Consider the following 18,410-nt stretch of genomic DNA (forward strand, 5'->3'; position numbering starts at 1 on the left):
ACCTTAAAGTAAAGCTGGCAACTACTAGCGTGGATAGCCAGCTTTTTTACAGTCAAATTCGTACATAACCGATGTTGTGTAGTCACTCACGGCTTGTCCTTTAATGAATCCTACATGCTCAAGCAAATTGATTGACGGTAAATTCGCGCTTTCAACGCCCGCGTAAAGTTTGTCCAGGTGATCATGCTCAATAAAATAATGGATAAGTGCCTTTAATGCCTCTTTGGCAAGACCTTGACGCCAATATTGCTCACCAAGTAAATAACCAATATGAGCCGAACGACCATCTTTATACACAATGAATAACCCAATTAAATCGCCGTTCGCTTTATCTAACATCGCCAGCATGTCACATATCGCAAGCAGCTTGATTAACCAGCTACGTATTTCGTCAGGGTGTAACGCCCGCTCCCAATCTGATGGCAATTCTTTAATCACATTTTTAGTTAGAATTTGGCTCAATTGAGCAATGAATTTATGCGCATCTGTGTGAAATAACGCCTTACAGGACTTAAATTCGAGGCGGTTTGATTGAAATAATACGCATGACCCGTTGTTCACCAATAAAGCCTTCTTTTTATACTTACCTTCATCAATTCTAACGACAGATAACAATGTAGTAAAACTTGCTAGACATCTTGAGCACGATATTGCAAAGTGAAACCGAACGTTTTTTAAGGAGAATAAAATGTATAGCCACATTATGATCGGTGCAAATGACATCAATAGCTCGAAGCGTTTTTACGATGCTATCTTAGAAGTGCTTGGCTACCCTGCCGGCACTATTGACGAATTCGGTCGCTGTTTATACGTCAATCCACAAGGGATTTTGGGACTCACGAAACCTATCAATGGTGAAGAAGCAACCCATGGCAATGGTATGACGGTTGGTTTTAAGGTTGATAGTCCTGAGCTTGTGGATGCTTGGCATGCTGCTGGAATCGCTAACGGCGGAGTGAGCTGTGAAGAACCACCAGGAGTTAGAAGTAAGTTAGGGCGCGAACTTTACCTTGCTTATTTGCGTGACCCTTCTGGTAACAAAATTTGTGCAACCCACTTAGTCCAAGCAAAAGATTAGTACCGTTATATTTCACTTTTTACGAACTACCAGTATTTTCAGCTCAAACACCAAACTCTGGTAGCTCGTAAAACAACGTCTGTTAATTAGATGATACAGCATCTAAAAGCACCACAAACGAAACCCCGCCTAAATGACTATGGTGTGCTTCAATTGTACCACCGTGCGCGAGTACAATTTGCTTGCATATTGCGAGGCCAAGCCCAGAACCACCTAGATCTCTGCTTCGTGAAGCTTCAACGCGGTACAACCGCTCGAATATTTTTTCAAGTTCTTTATCAGCTAGACCGGGCGTTGAGTCACAAATAGTTAGTTTTACTTTTTGCTGCTCAACGACTTCCAATGACACAACCGTTTTGCCATTGACATTCGTATAGGCCAAGCTGTTATTTAGCAAGTTAACGACTATTTGCTTAAATCGCTCAGGGTCAACATGGCATGTAACTTTGCCCAAAATAGGTTCTACAACTAGCTCTTGGGGTTTACTGTCGAATTGAGGGATAAAGTCATGAACAACATCAAAAAGCAATTCACCTAAATCACATTCACATTTAACAAGCTGCATTGCGTTATTATCATACTGAGCTGATCGATAAATATCACCGATCAAGTTATCTAGCTGTGCAATCTTGCTATGCACTTTCCCATATGCTTTATCAACATCTGGTTCAATATTATGTTCGAGAAGCTCTATCGATAGTTTAAGTGCAGCCAACGGCGTGCGAAGTTCGTGAGATACATCCGCAAGCAGTTGATTTTTTTCCTCTAGGTTAGCTGCCAGCATGCGTGCTTCCATAAATGCAATACGGCGGGTCTGTTTGTGTTTTAGATAGATAAGTAGCAGTCCACCGGCTAACAGCAATCCTATTAATACAATAACCGTACGTTGAAGTTCTAAATTTTCTAATTTCGCTTTTTGTAGGGCTTGTTCTTTTTTTAGTAGGTTAAGCTCCTGCTCTTGCCGCACCACTTCAACATTTTGTTTCAGCTTTTCTGTACTCGTCGTTTCTAAGTCGGAATATAGTTTTTGTTGCGTATCTATGTATTTTTTCAGTTCATGGTAAGCTTGCTGCCACTGCCCGTTATCTTCATATAGGGTCGCATTAATTTCATGCAGCTCTTTTTGGTATAGCAGCCCAATGTTATCCATCTGAAGTAATACACCTATCTGCTCACGCGCTAATTTCTCATTTTTTTCTGCAAGGGCTATATCGAGCAACGTCATTCTAACTGTATGCTCGGTGCGTTTAGCATTTGCTTTAAGCGCCAAAGTTAGTGCGCGATTAGCAACATCCAGCGCAGGTTTTAGCTTGTCTTGTGCCATATGGACGCGAGCCATATTGCTCAATTGCCAAGCAGTATCACTTGGTGCATCCATTTTTAGCGTAAGCGCTAAGCCTTGTTCAATATGTGACTTAGCCAATTCAAGCTGACCCATAGCTAAATAAACTTGGCCTAGCTTACCTTGGCTATTTGCTATGTGATAGGGGTTTCCAAGGGACTCATCAACTTGCAATGCTTGTTTGAAATGCGACAAGGCACTATCCAATTGGCCCATATCTCTATATATTTCGCCAATGTTATAAAGAGAATCAGATAACCCTTGTTGATTTGCATTTTTTCGTCTGATCTGAAGTGACTTTTCGTGGTACTCAAGGGCTAACTGCAAATTGCCCATATAGTCATAAATAACCCCTATCTGATTGTATATAACCGCTTGCTTTGATTTATTTAAATTTGATAATGCCAACGCTTTTTGAGAGTAGCTGAGTGCTTGAGAAAAGTTTGCTTCATGCCGATATGCAGTACTTAGCACCGCGTATAAATCAGCTTTTAAGTCATCATGTTCGAAGCGCTTTTCAAGCAAACTTAAGCCTTCTAAGGCAAAACGTTTAACCGTAACTACGCTATTTTGGCGTTCGCCATACATAGCCAAGATTAAAGCGGCGCGTGCTCTATAAACTGGATATGCTTGCGCACTGTGTAATGTATAGAGCTTATCTGCAATAGATTTTGCTTGTTCGAACTGGCCTAAATTTATTTGAGCATGCGCTTTAATTTCAGTTAATAAAAACCATGCTTCTCTGTTCGCTTCAAATTCGTACTGTTTCTGACCAAGCAACAAATCAGCCCTTTCAAGTACAGCACTTGAATCTATATTTAGCTGTTGCACTAATTCTTGCTCTAATTGAACAAGAGAGATATTTGCTTGTGCACTTGTTGATAACCAAAAGACAACAACAAAGTGGTACGGAAACTTAAGAAAATCTTTCAACATTATATGGTTATTATGAAAAAAATTATAAAGTAAGTTTAAACGAATTTAAGAAACAATATAGTCATATTGAAAATTATTCGCCCACACCTCGAACACTAAACAGACATCTTTACGATTAGAATTTGTTTTCTTCACAAGCTTACGACGGTGTGTTTACAAACTAATGTGCAACAGTTCGATAAACTTCACTGCGATAATGCGTTTTACCTGAAAAAATAACCTGTGCATCATTTACGTCAAAACCTTGATATGCGTTTAATGGCTGCTTGCTCAAAAATTGCATGCTATCTTGCTCCAATTTGTAGGTAGAAAGCGCTTCGCCATAATGACTGACTAGGTATAAAATATTATTTTCTATCAATAGGTTAGAAAACTTCGGGAGCTGACCAATTAATGCTAAACTTGCTGGTGTTGGATTGGCAAACAGTTGCTCTGGAGTCCCTCGATATAAGTTACTTTGCTCATCTAGGTAGTAATGAGATTGAGGAATCGCTTGATCTGGAAGTATGTGCCGAAAACGGCCGTTCAGCTCAGCTACTTTTTGCAATTCTTTGTTATATATCCAAACACTCTTTTTCTCACCCTGTTTTAAGGTAATAGTGAAAAGTGTATTACTTAACCAATGCTCTGAATACACATAGCCATCTATAAAAATGTCACTTTGTTCCGTTGATTCGGACGTTGGCACAACCCACAATCGGTGTTTTTCACGCAACAATAACAGCGTATCATCTTCTGATAGCGCCATTGATTCAACTCTCGCACTACGTTCTAACTCTTTGAGTAACGTCGCCGGCTCGTTTGGCTTTTGAAAGAATACTTGCGTTTTGCCCGTTCTGTTCGATAAGAAGTAATGACCTTCTTGAGTATGCGCTAATAGTGGGTTGCTATCGATAACACTACTATTATCAAGGCTATAGCCTGAATTAAGCCACTTAACGTCTATGTTTTTATCACTACTTGTGAATACGTAATCTTTAGAATTTGGGTGTCTCACTATAGAACAGCATAAACGTTCATTCGCACTGGCCAACAATGTCGTATCTTGGCTGTCCAAAGCATAATGCAACAAACGGCTGCTAGGTGCTTGAGTTACAAAAACTAGACCATTGCCACCGTGATCCCAAGCCACATGTTCAAGCAAGTTGTCAAACGTATTCAGGTGATGTAGTTGGTTAGTCTCTGGTTCATATAAATGCGAGGCGGTTTTACCTGAAAATGAATGAGCATTTACCAAAATCTTGCCACTTTGCTCATGAAGATCAAAGGAAACTAGACGCCACTCTCGATCTAAATCTAAAGTTAATCGTTCAAGCGGTTCGCCAAATTTAGCGCGATATAGTTGATTGTCATGCTCTTGGATTTTTGGGTGTGCCAAAGCGTATATTACGTCATTTTTCGTATCATAAGCAGAACGATGAACAGTTAAAGAATCACATTCTGTATGGCTCTTTTCTGGAGTTGATAACTTCAGCGTTTGTGTGTCAAAACTGGCCTTATACCAGCCACACTTCGAACTATACCCATGATAGACCAAAACATTCCCTGCAAAACCTACCAAATTTTCAATCACAGAGTCTGTTATATCAATTTCCTGAGGTACGACATTTGAATCCGATTGACCACTACTTAGCCACAACGAGCGGCCTCTTCGAGTTGCATTTAAAAACAACATGCGCTGCTTATCTATAAATGTGGGTGAAATTTTAGAGCCATGAAAGCGAGTCAAAGCACTTGTCTCACCATATTCAGGCTTCGAATAGATGCGTTGAAAAAACCAGAATATACTCATTACGATCACCAAAAAGACGGCAAGTAAAAGCCAACCTTTTGAAAATTGATTCTCGCTATGCGCTTCGCTAACCATTGAGTCGGTTGAAATATTGTTGTGTGAAGTACGAGAAACTGGCGCAACAAACCTGTAGCCAATCTTGGGCACGGTTTGAATATACTTGGGGTCTTTTGCGTCGTCATTCAACACTTTACGCAAATTTGCGACAAGCTTGTTTATTGCGTTGTCAGTGACGATAAGCCCTTGCCATATATGAGCTTGGAGTTCATCGCGAGATACAACCCGTTGTGGATTATTAATAAAATATAACAAAAGCGCTTGTTGTCTCGGGTCTAATCCAACTTCGCTATTGGCGTGCGTTAAACGAGAAAGCTCTAAATCGAAGCAAAAATCACCAAATTGTATTACCGACATTACCCTTTTCTTATTCTTTTACTAGCCGTCGCTTCTGTATACTAGGGGCTTTACAAATTATTGCAATTGTTTATGTGTGTAAAAGTGTGAATAGCGTCGAAATACACTAATCACACTTTTATAGTTAGTTTTTTTTCTGAGCATTCAATAAATTTAACTCGGTTCTTTTCAACTCTTTGAGTAAAGCAACTCGGTTCATTTCCATAAATAGCCATAACTTAATTGTTACTTGAACGAGCAGTCCGGCAATAAACCACACACCCCAAAAGACTTGCTGCTCCACTTCTGGTGCAACAGTAAACCGATAGCCGCAATATATAAATACCAACGACGCTAAAAACGCCATCAAGGTTGAGATAATCACCCATACTTTCATTCTTCCTTGATATATATCACCTAAGCGTTTAAATATGCCGGCTTCGTGAGTTAAGATTGTGTCTAACTGCTGTTGCTCAGCATTCAAACCTTTTTTAATTTTATCATCTATATTCATATCATTCTCTCCACGTTTAGTGTGTTCTGCATAACGCTTCATTTGCCCATTTAGATAGCTCATTTCTTGCACGAAATAATCTTGATTTAACAGTGCCTTCGGGTACTTCCAACACAGCGCCTATTTCACAAGTCGTCATTTGCTCAAAGTAATATAGGTAAATGGTATGACGCTCTATATCCGGCAATTTATTGATTAATTTCAGTACATCATACTGCTTGTCAATATTTGGTGTATAAGCACGCTCAGTGTTCTCATTTGTAGTCAATGGATGCTTGCGTGTGTAGTCAATAAATCTTCGATACACTATTCTAAATAACCACGCTTTAAATGCGCTAGGTTCTTGCAAACGCTTTATATCCTTGGCCACGTAAGTCCATGCTTCTTGTGTAACGTCATCCGCGATAGCTGTATTTTTTGATAATTTGATCGCAAAACGATGGCTAGAAAGATATAAGGTGCTGCAAAGTGTTTCAAATGCTGCCTTATCCCCCTTTTGCGCATCCAATACCAACATAGCTATTTCACTTGCATTCATAACACCCCTTATCAATTTAGTTTTCTATAGGGCGCCAAAGTGCTGTAAAAGGTTCGCGCTAATTTGAAATTATTTTTCAAACATCAAATTAACTGCAATGGCCTTAACGCTCTGTTTGTTCAACTTTTGTAATTACAGGTTCATATAGTCTAAAAATCATGACTATACTGTACGTTACGAAAGATTAAGTTATGAATCTATGAAGTATCTCGTAATTTTGCTTTGCTTTTTTGCACCAGCGCTCGCAAAAACCTACCATTTTGTTTCGATCAACCACCTTATTGAGCAAGAAGTTGGTAGGCTTGTGTTAAGTGAAGTTTATCGTCAATTGGGAGTTGAAATCACGATCACCCCCCTACCTGGAAAACGGGCCCAGTATGAAGCTTCAACAGGCATGAAAGATGGTGAAATTATGCGCATTCATAGCTACGGGAGGGAAGCACCAGACACAATTCGAGTTCCAACTCCATATTATTACTTGGAAACGATGGTGTTCACCAAAAAAAATAGCGGTATTAAAATACTCACAGCGGCAGATTTGAAAAATTATCACGTTGTAAAAGTCAGAGGTGTTAAGCACACAGAGAATATAACGCAGGGAATGAACAAAGTGGTGGATGCCGATAATACCGCTCAAATGTTCAAGTTACTCCAAGACGGTCTTGCTGATATCGCGCTCACAAACAAAATGGATGGGCTGGTTGTATTGAGAAGTTTGAATATGACTGATATAGCAGCACATGAGCAAAGCTTAGACAAACTTGAGTTATATCACTACGTTTATAAAACGCATTCGCATTTAGTGCCCATCGTTAACCAAAAGCTCCAACAAATGACGAAAACTGGAGAATTAAAAAAATTGGTAGAGCAAGCCGAGCTGACCATTTTTAACAAACGCATTGAATATGTTCCTTTTGTAGATTAACCACCTTCAAGCTTTTTACAAGTTACGGAAAAAATCCCTTTTGTCCCAATTAACACTGTTTAGCTTTTTGAATTAATATTAACCCTAAATATTCTGATATTTGTGCCGATATTAGTGTATCAACAGATAGAAACTTTCTCTAACCGTTGAACTCTTAAGATGTAATTAAATGTAATAGCCTGTTTAGACAAATGCACATAGACTTGTAACAATCCCTTGAAAGGGTACAGTGTGTATATATACTCAATAAACGACTTTAAGTGGACTATTAAAATGAAGCTTTCAAAGGAAGAGACCCAATTTATAGCTCAAGTCATGAAAGAAGACGGTTCACCCCACTTTGATATTTGTCTTGAGGATAATCATGCTGCTCAGCTGAAGCACTGGCTGCACACGTTAAGTCAAGCAACTGATATACAAGTTATTGCTAAAGTAAACTCTGAAGTTGTCTATTTTCCCGCTCAATTCAACACAACAAATGAAGGATTACCAACTTTTTCATGCGATCTTCCCAATATCTTCTCAGCAGAAACCAGTAATAGGCATTGGATCACAAAACGGCTCAATGGCATTGTGTTAAAAATACCACATACGACCATTCAATTTTCAGTACTATCGCTTTCACTTTCTGGCCTAGTAATAAGGACACATCCTTATTTAGCAAATTATATACAACAAATCATCACTCAAGCCCCCGTCACGCTTGCACTGCCAAATGAGCGATGCGCCACATTTGAAGTCGCACTCAGTCGATTTGTTAACGAGACCGCCGTAGCGCTTGAGATCATGAATATTAATTCAGGACTCGATGACCTTAAAGAAACTATTTTTGAGCTTTATAACGATAGCTTTGATTAATCTAGATATGCTGTAGTTGCTCAATAACGACTCGCAAAGCTAACAGTAAAAACATCCACCCTAACACCTTGTCTATGATCCCTCGTTTTGAAATAAAGCTAAATTTATCTCTTGCTTTAACGCTTAATACCGATACAGCAAAGTACCATACAGTATCAATGATCAGTACGGTCGAACACATGATAAAGGCTGACTGTAGCGTCATATTTTCAGGGACGATAAACTGAGAAAAGAGTGCCAGGAAAAAGATCGCCAATTTGGGATTGAGAAAGGCTATCGCAAAACCATCTCTCGCCGCTTTACCATAATCAGAAGTCGCACTCGGACTCTCAACCGATAAACTGCCTGTCTTGCTTGTCAGTATTTTTATACCCATGAATGCTAAGTACATCGCCCCACCAAATACCATTATTTGAAATAAAATTGGGTAGCGATTGACTAAGCCCGCCAATCCTAATAATGATAACGCAGCGTACACCCCCACTCCAAACCCGTGGCTCAGACTAGCAACGATACCATGTGCAGCGCTATTATGAAGCGAATGTTTTAAAACGACGGCCAAACTTGGTCCTGGAGACATAGCCCCTAATATGCAAATCAACGCTAAGCTAAGCCAAGTAGACAGTTCCATAGTGATGTGCCCTTTTTACCCCTAATCAAAGATGAAAATGATATTCAATACTTCGCAAATATGCACGCGAATTTTGTGTCTTTCAGAAGGTAAACAACACGTAAAGGCCCTTTACAATATTGTACAACTATACTTTACAGGCACTACAGCTTGTTTATATTCTCAATGCAATACTCTGCGTGTGCCAATATGCTCTTTTTCACTTCACTACTTTTCTTTTGCCAGTTGGCATAAACCATTCGATTACGCGGATTTTTCGAGAACGCCTCTTCATGTTGAACCATAAAACGCCAATAAAGCGAATTTAGAGGACAAGCCTGTGCACCTGACGCTTTATCTACTTGATATTCACAGGCGCTGCAGTAATCACTCATCTTTTTTACATAATTACCACTTGCGGCATAGGCTTTTGAGCCAACAATGCCGCCATCTGCAAACTGACTCATCCCTCTGGTATTAGGCATCTCAACCCATTCTATGGCGTCTATATAAATTCCGAGATACCATTCATCTACTTCGTTAGGGTTAATACCTGTGATCAAACAAAAATTTCCAGTTATCATCAAACGCTGAATATGATGAGCATAGGCATAGTCGAGTGACTGTTCGATTGCACGACGCATGCAATTCATCTTTGTTTTCGAGTTCCAAAACCACGTTGGTAAACTTTTATCAGCTTTAAGAAAGTTTTGCTGCGCATAATGAGGCATATTTGCCCAGTAAATGCCGCGAATAAACTCCCTCCATCCAATAATTTGCCTTACGAACCCTTCTATCTGAGATACGGAGATTCGATTTTTATTTTGCATGTAGTGGTCAATAGCATAATTAACAACAAACATGGGACTCAGCATTTTTACATTTATGGCAAACGACAAACGCGAGTGAAATAAGCTCCACTGCCTCGACTCAAATACATTGTCGAGCTCGCAAGTCATGGCATCCTGAAATCGGCCAAAGTGAGGTAGACAGTTTTCACAAAAGTACGCCAACAATGCTTTCGCCTGAGCGCGGTTTGCTGGCCAATACGAGACTTGATTTGACGTACCAATTGTCTGAACATCATGTTTATTTAGCCTTTTTAGAATATGAGCTACATCGTTATCAAATAAAAGCGGGTTTGGTATTTCATTGAAGTCGCTATGCGTTAACTTATTGCGATTATCATGGTCAAAATTCCACTTGCCACCTAAAGGCTCTACACCTTGCATTAATATATTGAATCGTTTACGCATTTTCCTATAAAACGCCTCCATACGGTGTCTTTTTCCCTTTTGAAACTCCTTACTCAAGGCCTGTTCATCTAGATAAAAATGCTCACTTTCATAACTCGTTACTTGCGCCGCTGTCTGTTCACTAAACTTTGCTAGTTGCTTCCTTAACCTATACTCATCAGGAAGCTGATATTCAAAAACATCAATGCCATATTGATTTATTAAATCATTGATTAAATCAGCCAGTGTTTTAAACGCATAAGTGTCATCAAGCGTCATATACTGAACACGATGACCAGCTTGCTGTAGCGCAGTTGCAAACTGTTCCATCGCGCAAAAGAATGCACATATTTTTTGGATATGGTGTTTTACATAACCTGTCTCTTGATGAAGCTCAGCGATAACATACAAAGTTTGATCATCCTTAATTTTAAACCAGCTATGTGATGCATTTAGCTGATCACCGAGTATCAAACGCAATTTCTTATACAGAGTCTTCATTTTTGTTCCACTAAAATAGATTTTCTCGATGCACAACGCTTGGAGCAATACTTCACGTCATGCGAGTTAAGTCGCCATTTCCTTCGCCATTTAAACGGACGCTGGCAAACAACGCATATTTTTGAAGGTAAATGTTCCTTTTTCATTTTTTCTGCTCTATTGGCCAGTCATCAATGTCGACGTGATCGCTAGTTGTTATTCCAACACCTTCAGCCCACTTATTTACAAACTCACTGTCAGGATCATACATCGCCGTTTGTTTATCTATGTCAAAGTGTCTTCCACCTCTTGGATCGACCCCTACTCCGGCTATGTATTGCCAGTTTCCCCAATTACAGGCTATGTCAAAATCAACTAACTGCTGTTGAAAGTATGCCGCCCCATAGCGCCAATCCACGGCTAACTCATTTACCAAACAACTCGCTGTAATTTGCCTACCTCTATTTGACATATACCCTGTTTCATTGAGCTCTCGCATACACGCATTCACCAATGGGTACGGGGTATTGCCCGAACACCACAATTTAAAACGTTGAGAATAAAAACTTGTAAGGGGTGCCTTATTTGCAAGGCCAGAAAATCTAAAAAATGCTTTACCATAACGGTACAACAACCATTGAAAGTATTCTCGCCACAAAAGTTCAAACCGTATCCAGTAGGTGGACTCGTTTGCGCCAGATAACGACTCGTAGTTTGTCACTGAGTACCATATTTGCTTAGCCGATAAGTTACCGAGCGCTAAGTATGGACTAAATTTCGTTGAATTCTCCCAACCATCCAACTCATTGCGTGTTTGCTTGTAGCTAGACGCATTGTGTGTGCAGAAATAGTGATGAAGATGAGTATTACCTGCAGTTTCCCCACCAGTGAATTTTTCATCGAGAGCCGAACTTGATGACATAGTGACAAATTGTTTTTCAAACAGTGCAAGTTTGCTTTCAAAATTTTTCTCGTCACATAAGTTTGAGCTCTTAATTAAAGAACTAGGCAAGCCTTCGGGAGGTTTAACATGCTTACTCAAATGCTTGGTCGTATTTTTGAACTGAGTGAAAGAGCTTAGGGACACTGATGAAAAGTCTAATTCCGATCGGGTAAATAATGTTGATTGCCAAAACTCTTGAATATGTAACCCAGGATTGAGCACTTGTAAGTGGTCAATTAACTCCACCTCATAAGAGCCGAACTGTTTGGTGAGATACAGCCTAGCGACATCGTTTGCTTCGATAAATCGATGCAATTCAATCACAGGGTTGCCAATTAGTATATTCAAGTTTTGACCATAAAAGTTCAATCTTTTACTGATATCCAGAAGCGATGCTTTTAAAAAACGCCACCTGTGACTGCCCATTGGCTTTTGATGGTAATTAGTTGGTCTAAACCAATTTGGGTCAAGTATAAAGATAATCGAGAGTTCGTCAGACGACTCGATTGCTGCTGAGAGTGATTGATTATCGCTTAGGCGTAAATCGTGGGTGAATAAATAAGCCGCTTTGGTCATTAAAAAGTATATTTTGACTTAATTGCTATGTACAAAATTTTACGCATCCCTACGTTAAAAAGTTCACTATCAATGTGAACCGCAAATGCTTAAACAACTGAATTTCAAACTAGAGCGTTTTGCTCCTGGACAAACGCCCAGAGAAGAATTACACGCTTTAAATTACATTGTTAGCTTTTAATTCAATATGTTACATATCTTTGTCACTTTTTCGGCGCATGTTTTAGTCATCGCATTTCCTTTGTTTATCACGCTTTTTAGTGCACTTCTGTGCATTATTTTAATCAGTTCTCCAAACGGATTAGATTATGAAAAGCATTTATTACATATACATAGCGGCGCTCGCTTCAAGCTCAAACGTATTAGCAAACAGCAACTTTAAGCGCTCACCTTTGGCGCTAACTAAATTGCAACACGCGCCAGTCATTGATGGCATAGTCAACGAACGAGAGTGGCAAGGCGCCAAAATAGTCGAGCAGTTTGTTGAATTCAGGCCAACCATTGGAAAAAATGCCCCGTACCCAATCAAAGCGCGCATAGGCTATGACGCTGAATTCTTTTATGTTGCCGCTGAAATAACACAGCCCCAAGATACCATCACGGATCGGGTGCTGATCCAAGGTGAGCGGATGTGGGATGAAGACTATTTTGGTATTTCTTTGGACACCAACTACGATAAAAGAGACGGATATCTCTTTCATGTAACCCCTTCAGGGATTAGAGAAGAAGGGCTTATTGATGGGACAAAGTATATCGGCGAGTGGACGACCATTTGGTATGCAAAAACCAGCCGTACGGAAAAAGGCTGGAGTGTAGAGATGGCAATTCCTGTACAATCTATTTCCTTTGATCCAAGTAAAAGCGACTGGGGACTACAACTAAGACACAAGCTCTCAAAGCCATACAAACAAATTTATTGGAATCTCAACGATCCCGAAAACTATCCATGGACAGTGCCGCAAGTTGCAAAGATCACCAATATAACTGGCTTAAATCAAGGTAAAGGCATTGAACTTAAAACGGGTTTGAGCTTTAAAGATAATCTAAACGAAAGCAAATGGACGCCATCTATGGATGCGTTTTACAAATTTACTCCCAACATTACAGGAGTACTCACTCTTAATACAGATTTTTCCGGCACAGATGTCGATGAAGTAAATATTAACATGACGCGCTTTAGTGAATTCTTTTCAGAGAAGCGTGACTTCTTCTTGCAAGATTCCCAAGTCTTTAGTTTTGGCGGGTTCAGCAATGATGACTTTAATGGTATGCCATTTTACTCTCGTCGCATTGGCCAAGGGCCGATGGATGGTTTACTGGATGTAAACTGGGGAACTAAGGTAACTGGCAAAATTGAGGGCACTAGTTTTGGTGTACTCAGCGTAAATCAAGAGCGGGACGGCAACAAAGATGACAGTAGCCAGTTAACTGTAGCGCGGGTGAAGCAGCAAATTAACGAAAATCACCAAGTGGGTGTTATTGCAACCGATGGTAATAGCAGTGATGCCGATAATACTGGCTTATATGGTGTCGATTACCGTTTTTCAGGGAGCTTCTTAGACGACCAGCAAATCAGAGCGCATGCTTGGTACCAAGAAACAGACAAACAACCTGGCATGGACGATACCAAAGCCTACGGTGCGCAGCTCTATTTACCTAACGACGCCGTTTATGTAGAAGCAAAATATCGTTATTTAGGAGAAGACTTTAACCCATCTCTAGGGTTCGTTAATCGTAAAGGCATTAATTACTATGAGCTCATGACACGCTTCAGGGAACGTCCAACCTCTGGACTGTTGGGCGAATACCTCAATCTATATCAATTGACCTACTTTTATTATCAGCATAACGATACAAATAACAATTGGATCAGTAAAGAGTACGCAATCAGGCCATTCTATTGGCAAACAAAGAGTAATGCCACTGGTTATATACAGTACGACTCTCGTAACGAACGTTTAAAAAACAGATACGCAATGGGAAGAAACATTAAGTTTTCGGCTCAAGATTATAAATTCGACCAGTGGAAGTTATTCTATGAAACACCGCGAGATCGGATCATATCAGGCAATATTAAACTTACTTCTGGCAAATTTTTTGATAGTGATAGAAAACAAATCTTAGGGGAGGTAATTTATAAACCAAGTAAGCATTTAATGCTCACTGTTGCACGCAGAAATCATTATTACGAGCGTGATGGCATCAAAGACAACATGTACAGCACGCGTATAAAAGCCAATATTGCATTCAATGAAGATTGGTCTTGGAATACCATGATGCAACATAACACGCGCTCAGATAGCCTTTCGATATTCAGCCGCTTACGCTACCAAAGCGCGCCCGATGAACTGTATCAAATTAGTATTAACAAGGGATATGATTTAAACGAAGGCTGGCATCAACGCCAAACGACCTTTGATGAGAAAACTATCAAGATCAACTACATAAATCGCTGGTAAGGCAAGCACAGAGCCCTTAATAATGCACTATTATTAAGGGCTTTTATGCTATCAATGTTTATTTAGTGCCACGTTTACAAACACAATGGTCATTAATACCGGGCACACAAAACGAACATATTGTGCAAACCAGTAATGTGTGCCTTTACATTCAAGCCTTAGCTGGTTGCCTCTTTTCCACATCCAACCAACCGTAATAAAGTAGAATAAGCCCATTAATGGTAGCTGATACTGAGTCAATACCGTTATAACAAGCCCAAACAACCAATCAAAATTTACAATAATAGTGCTTGAAACAACTAAAATGATTGCCGTTACTAGCCAAGTTGCTCCTTTTCGTTGCATACCGTGGTTTTCCACTAAAAACGAAACTGGGATCTCCGTGGAAGAAATCGTTGACGTAACAGAGGCGATTGACATCAATACAAAGAAAGTCAGACCTACCCACAACCCTATTGCGCCCATACTTGAAAATAACTCAGGCAATACGGCAAAAATCAATTGGCCTTCGCCTATCAATTTTCCATCTTGGAATACTTGAACACCATTATGTTGAGCCACGAACACGGCAGGAATAATGAGAAGTCCGGCTAAAAATGCGACGCCGGTATCAAGTGCGGCGACACTCATTGTGAGTTTTGGTAGGTTTTCATTCGGTTTTAAGTATGAGCCATAGATCATCATACAGCCGACACCTAAAGACAAAGAGAAAAATGCTTGTCCCATTGCGGCAATGACGAGATCGGGATCCGTGACTTTTGAGAAGTCAGGTACAAGGTATGCGCTAAAGCCTTGCGCAGCCCCTTCAAGGGTGGCGATATAACCGATTAACGCTAATAGTAAAACAAGCAACATTGGCATAAGTCTTCTTGACCAGGCCTCAATACCCGACTTAACCCCTTTAAGGATAATGCTTGCTGTGAGCGCCAACATGAGCGGCGTGAAAATAAAATTTCTAAGCGTTGAATCACCTTTTAAAAATGTACTGAGTTCTTCTAAACCAAAAAACCTTGCAAGTGGCTCAAGAGAAAACGCCAACATCCAACCTGCAACAATGGAATAAAAACTCAACATGATAATCGCGCCAAACAAGCCTAGATATCCGGCCCCGGCCCCTACTTTTGGCGCTTTTTCTTTCCACGCTTGGCGTAATGCGTTAACTGGGTTTGATTGCGCCTGATGCCCTATATATAGCTCAGTGTAAAGCGCGGGTAGCGCTAACAAAAATATAACAACAAAGTAAACAAGTAAGAACGCACCACCACCATGGTTTGCCGCTTGAGTGGGGAATCCCCAAATGTTGCCAAGTCCTACCGCAGCACCTGCCGCCGCGAGTACAAAGCCAATTCGGCTTTGAAAGCCATCACGCAATTGAGCCATACAGAGTCTAATTTAGTTATTGTTTTGGTCGGCAGATTATACTTAAGTTGTTAAAAAATGCGAATGAAATAGGTCCAAAGCTAATTAGCTAAAAAGCCAGCATGCTAAAAACTGGACCCCGGTTGGGCTAAAAACATCAATTCTTCTTTTGTTGATGGGCGACCTAAAATAGCATTGCGATGGGGATAGCGACCGAATTTATCGATGATTTGTTTATGTTTCAACTCAAATTCATAGTTGGGCAGAGAATTAAACAGCACTAAAGCCTGTTCATGAATAATTGCGCTTTCACTGTGCATAAACGGCATATATAAAAAGCTCACTTCTTTTGTTGCCAGACGCTTATCAAATCCTTTTTCAATTGCATGTTGTGCTAAACACAGTGCCAAGGGATCACTGGCAAATGAATTCGCTTTATCACGGTAGATATTACGAGAAAATTGGTCCAGTACAATGACTTCACACAATGCACCTATGGGCTCAGCTCGCCAATAGGCCAGCTCGCCTCGCACAGCCGCTAGATGAACATCACCAAATCTAATTTCAATTGTTCGGTCGAATTCAGCTGACTTTTTCCACCAATCTTGTTCTGTACATTCCTCAAACCAAAATTGGTAGACATCTAAAAACCCCATAATGCCCCGTGTGACATTGCGAATTAAATTGTGCTAGCAAAATAAAACAAAAGGGGCTAGCAAGCCAAGTTGCTCACGCCCCCTCTCACCCCTATGCGGCCTCTAGTAGCTTAGCATGGATTGCTTTAACAACATGATCTGAGTCCGACTGCTCAACTAAGAAACACAAGTTATGCTTACTTGCGCCATGGCATATTAATCGAATGTTGAAATCACTAAGTACTTGCATCAAATTAATTTCCTGCTGTTTCAGCTGAATTTCTGAGCCAATTAAAGCAACCAGTGTTAAGTTATTCTCCACGGTAACATGGCAGAATTCACTCAATTCATCTAAGCAGGCTTGATCAAGCTCTGGGCGAGATGCATTTTGCGCATTATCAAGTGTGATCGCCACACTGATCTCTGATGTCGTAACCAAGTCAACAGATATGTTGTAAGCGCTTAAAATAGTAAATATTCTTGCTAAAAAACCACTCGCAAGTAACATTTCGGGGCTTTTAAGCGTCAGTAGGATTTGATTTTTTCTCTGCGTGACAGCTCTTATACCCGGTTGCGCTGATTTTTCTCGTTCAATCCAAGTGCCACCTGCTTGTGGATCTCGGCTTGAACCAACAAACACCGCAATACCACTTCGACTCGCCGGAAGAATAGTCGCGGGGTGTAAAACCTTAGCGCCAAATGTTGCCATTTCTGCTGCTTCATCAAAACTTAATCGCGCAATTGGCGCGGCTTTAACACATAATCTAGGATCTGTACTGAAAATACCCACGACATCCGTCCAAATATGCACGGCTCGTGCTTCAATCGCTTCAGCCAGTAATGCTGCACTATAGTCAGAACCGCCTCGCCCTAACGTTGTGGTTTGGCCATATTGATCACTCCCAATAAAGCCTTGTGTTACAACCACCTTTTCATCAAGTAACGGTACTAAATGCTGCTTAGCTGCAATAGATGTGGCTTCTACGTCCGGTGTCGCTTTACCAAACCGGTTATCAGTTTTAAGTACTTGTCGAACGTCAAATCGCTCAGCATTAACGCCCAAATCTCTTAATACTTGGGTAAACAAATAAGATGATAAACGCTCGCCAAAGCTGAGCATTTCGTCGCATTGTTGATTGCTGAGCGCTGGCAATGCAGCCAAAGCTTTAAATTGCGTGATAGTTTCGTCAAAACCAAACTTAAGATCATGATCTAGGGTTAACTTAGCAAGAATGGCATTTTGAATTTCGAGCACTGATTGCACCAATGATAACCTTTGCTGTTCATCGGCTTTTTGTTGCGTTAACGTCACTAAATGATTAGTCACCCCTGCACTGGCGCTTACCGCAACGACTCGTACTTGACTATCATCGTGTATAATTTGTGCACAGCGGTGCATGGCGTCGTGATCAGCTACACTGGTTCCACCAAATTTTGCGACTGTGTACTGCGAATTCATGATATCTCCTTGTGATCACAAGCTGCGTGATCATAAATAAAAGGAGAACTTGGCAATGGAAATTTTCTTTGTTTGATAAGACCTTTGCCAGAAGCTCTCCACCTAAAACGGTGACAGTTCCGAGGATTCAGCCTCGTAAACCGAAAAGTCAAAGTGACGTACTAAAACTTTCCTCGGCGAATACTTCCCTCTTTAATGGTCACAGGCTATCGTCACCTACCACTAAATACCTAAGCATCGCACCTCTTCTGTCTATTTTGCCTTTAGTAACCTGAATA

The 18,410-nt window shown here is 40.4% G+C and carries 16 protein-coding genes and 1 riboswitch; of the genes, 4 read left to right on the plus strand and 12 right to left on the minus strand.

All coding sequences use genetic code 11. The features are described 5' to 3' along the window. Positions 1-24 precede the first annotated feature (24 nt). Positions 25-561: a GNAT family N-acetyltransferase gene (locus ACW689_RS05320; RefSeq protein ID WP_476289069.1), complete on the minus strand. Its 537-nt coding sequence runs from the start codon at positions 559-561 to the stop codon at positions 25-27. Between the two features lie 127 nt (positions 562-688). Between ACW689_RS05320 and ACW689_RS05325 the strand changes: the two genes are divergently transcribed. Beyond that, entirely contained in the window at positions 689-1,078 is a 390-nt protein-coding gene (locus ACW689_RS05325) for a VOC family protein (protein WP_476289071.1), read from the plus strand. An 82-nt stretch (positions 1,079-1,160) separates the two neighbouring features. Here the strand turns inward: ACW689_RS05325 and ACW689_RS05330 are convergent, their stop codons facing one another. The 4 genes from ACW689_RS05330 to ACW689_RS05345 all read right to left on the minus strand — a co-directional run bounded on the left by ACW689_RS05330 (position 1,161) and on the right by ACW689_RS05345 (position 6,593). Further along, positions 1,161-3,356 carry a tetratricopeptide repeat protein gene (locus ACW689_RS05330; protein ID WP_476289073.1) on the minus strand — a complete coding sequence of 732 codons (2,196 nt, stop codon included), beginning with the start codon at positions 3,354-3,356 and terminating at the stop codon, positions 1,161-1,163. 160 nt (positions 3,357-3,516) lie between these two features. Then, positions 3,517-5,562: a winged helix-turn-helix domain-containing protein gene (locus ACW689_RS05335; protein ID WP_476289075.1), complete on the minus strand. Its 2,046-nt coding sequence runs from the start codon at positions 5,560-5,562 to the stop codon at positions 3,517-3,519. Between the two features lie 124 nt (positions 5,563-5,686). Then, the gene (locus ACW689_RS05340) at positions 5,687-6,055 is read right to left on the minus strand and encodes a DUF6768 family protein (RefSeq protein ID WP_476289077.1); all 369 of its coding nucleotides are present in this window, start codon (positions 6,053-6,055) and stop codon (positions 5,687-5,689) included. A 16-nt stretch (positions 6,056-6,071) separates the two neighbouring features. Continuing rightward, positions 6,072-6,593 carry an RNA polymerase sigma factor gene (locus tag ACW689_RS05345; protein ID WP_476289079.1) on the minus strand — a complete coding sequence of 174 codons (522 nt, stop codon included), beginning with the start codon at positions 6,591-6,593 and terminating at the stop codon, positions 6,072-6,074. 199 nt (positions 6,594-6,792) lie between these two features. On the opposite strand from ACW689_RS05345, the gene ACW689_RS05350 reads away from it, so the two are divergent. Both ACW689_RS05350 and ACW689_RS05355 read left to right on the plus strand, forming a co-directional pair. Beyond that, the gene (locus tag ACW689_RS05350; protein WP_476289081.1) at positions 6,793-7,518 is read left to right on the plus strand and encodes a substrate-binding periplasmic protein; all 726 of its coding nucleotides are present in this window, start codon (positions 6,793-6,795) and stop codon (positions 7,516-7,518) included. 273 nt (positions 7,519-7,791) lie between these two features. Then, entirely contained in the window at positions 7,792-8,376 is a 585-nt protein-coding gene (locus ACW689_RS05355) for a hypothetical protein (RefSeq protein WP_476289083.1), read from the plus strand. Position 8,377: 1 nt separating this feature from the next. Here the strand turns inward: ACW689_RS05355 and ACW689_RS05360 are convergent, their stop codons facing one another. The 4 genes from ACW689_RS05360 to ACW689_RS05375 all read right to left on the minus strand — a co-directional run bounded on the left by ACW689_RS05360 (position 8,378) and on the right by ACW689_RS05375 (position 12,220). Next, positions 8,378-9,007: a LysE family translocator gene (locus ACW689_RS05360; protein WP_476289085.1), complete on the minus strand. Its 630-nt coding sequence runs from the start codon at positions 9,005-9,007 to the stop codon at positions 8,378-8,380. A 143-nt stretch (positions 9,008-9,150) separates the two neighbouring features. Continuing rightward, on the minus strand, positions 9,151-10,722 hold the full coding sequence (locus tag ACW689_RS05365) for a cryptochrome/photolyase family protein (RefSeq protein ID WP_476289087.1): 1,572 nt from the start codon (positions 10,720-10,722) through the stop codon (positions 9,151-9,153). Next, complete coding sequence (locus ACW689_RS05370) at positions 10,719-10,868, minus strand: DUF2256 domain-containing protein (protein ID WP_476289089.1); 150 nt, start codon at positions 10,866-10,868, stop codon at positions 10,719-10,721. The genes ACW689_RS05365 and ACW689_RS05370 overlap by 4 nt, the downstream gene beginning before the upstream one ends. After that, entirely contained in the window at positions 10,865-12,220 is a 1,356-nt protein-coding gene (locus ACW689_RS05375) for a DASH family cryptochrome (protein WP_476289091.1), read from the minus strand. Before ACW689_RS05375 ends, ACW689_RS05370 begins: the two co-directional genes overlap by 4 nt. Positions 12,221-12,528: 308 nt before the next feature. Here ACW689_RS05375 and ACW689_RS05380 point away from each other — a divergent pair, with 308 nt between their 5' ends. Further along, complete coding sequence (locus ACW689_RS05380) at positions 12,529-14,679, plus strand: carbohydrate binding family 9 domain-containing protein (RefSeq protein ID WP_476289093.1); 2,151 nt, start codon at positions 12,529-12,531, stop codon at positions 14,677-14,679. Between the two features lie 51 nt (positions 14,680-14,730). On the opposite strand, the gene ACW689_RS05385 is transcribed toward ACW689_RS05380, so the two are convergent. From ACW689_RS05385 to lysC, 3 genes are all read right to left on the minus strand, one after another. Then, entirely contained in the window at positions 14,731-16,059 is a 1,329-nt protein-coding gene (locus ACW689_RS05385) for a sodium-dependent transporter (RefSeq protein WP_476289095.1), read from the minus strand. A gap of 104 nt (positions 16,060-16,163) precedes the next feature. Next, positions 16,164-16,694 (minus strand): DUF924 family protein, encoded by a 531-nt coding sequence (locus ACW689_RS05390; RefSeq protein WP_476289097.1) that lies wholly within the window; start codon positions 16,692-16,694, stop codon positions 16,164-16,166. A 91-nt stretch (positions 16,695-16,785) separates the two neighbouring features. Beyond that, positions 16,786-18,132 carry a lysine-sensitive aspartokinase 3 gene (gene lysC / locus ACW689_RS05395; protein WP_476289099.1) on the minus strand — a complete coding sequence of 449 codons (1,347 nt, stop codon included), beginning with the start codon at positions 18,130-18,132 and terminating at the stop codon, positions 16,786-16,788. An 83-nt stretch (positions 18,133-18,215) separates the two neighbouring features. Further along, positions 18,216-18,388: riboswitch (Lysine riboswitch) on the minus strand. Between the last annotated feature and the right edge of the window lie 22 nt (positions 18,389-18,410).

It is taken from the genome of Pseudoalteromonas sp. ABE4_541 (assembly GCF_056312285.1).

What these genes read in the sequence shown, in the direction of transcription:
- ACW689_RS05370 (WP_476289089.1), bottom strand. Translation starts at nt 10,868, where the DNA reads ATGAAAAAGGAACATTTACCTTCAAAAATATGCGTTGTTTGCCAGCGT.
- ACW689_RS05340 (WP_476289077.1), bottom strand. Translation starts at nt 6,055, where the DNA reads ATGAATATAGATGATAAAATTAAAAAAGGTTTGAATGCTGAGCAACAG.
- ACW689_RS05330 (WP_476289073.1), bottom strand. Translation starts at nt 3,356, where the DNA reads ATGTTGAAAGATTTTCTTAAGTTTCCGTACCACTTTGTTGTTGTCTTT.
- ACW689_RS05350 (WP_476289081.1), top strand. Translation starts at nt 6,793, where the DNA reads ATGAAGTATCTCGTAATTTTGCTTTGCTTTTTTGCACCAGCGCTCGCA.
- ACW689_RS05390 (WP_476289097.1), bottom strand. Translation starts at nt 16,694, where the DNA reads ATGGGGTTTTTAGATGTCTACCAATTTTGGTTTGAGGAATGTACAGAA.
- ACW689_RS05375 (WP_476289091.1), bottom strand. Translation starts at nt 12,220, where the DNA reads ATGACCAAAGCGGCTTATTTATTCACCCACGATTTACGCCTAAGCGAT.
- ACW689_RS05345 (WP_476289079.1), bottom strand. Translation starts at nt 6,593, where the DNA reads ATGAATGCAAGTGAAATAGCTATGTTGGTATTGGATGCGCAAAAGGGG.
- ACW689_RS05360 (WP_476289085.1), bottom strand. Translation starts at nt 9,007, where the DNA reads ATGGAACTGTCTACTTGGCTTAGCTTAGCGTTGATTTGCATATTAGGG.
- ACW689_RS05380 (WP_476289093.1), top strand. Translation starts at nt 12,529, where the DNA reads ATGAAAAGCATTTATTACATATACATAGCGGCGCTCGCTTCAAGCTCA.
- ACW689_RS05365 (WP_476289087.1), bottom strand. Translation starts at nt 10,722, where the DNA reads ATGAAGACTCTGTATAAGAAATTGCGTTTGATACTCGGTGATCAGCTA.
- ACW689_RS05325 (WP_476289071.1), top strand. Translation starts at nt 689, where the DNA reads ATGTATAGCCACATTATGATCGGTGCAAATGACATCAATAGCTCGAAG.
- ACW689_RS05355 (WP_476289083.1), top strand. Translation starts at nt 7,792, where the DNA reads ATGAAGCTTTCAAAGGAAGAGACCCAATTTATAGCTCAAGTCATGAAA.
- ACW689_RS05335 (WP_476289075.1), bottom strand. Translation starts at nt 5,562, where the DNA reads ATGTCGGTAATACAATTTGGTGATTTTTGCTTCGATTTAGAGCTTTCT.
- ACW689_RS05385 (WP_476289095.1), bottom strand. Translation starts at nt 16,059, where the DNA reads ATGGCTCAATTGCGTGATGGCTTTCAAAGCCGAATTGGCTTTGTACTC.
- lysC (WP_476289099.1), bottom strand. Translation starts at nt 18,132, where the DNA reads ATGAATTCGCAGTACACAGTCGCAAAATTTGGTGGAACCAGTGTAGCT.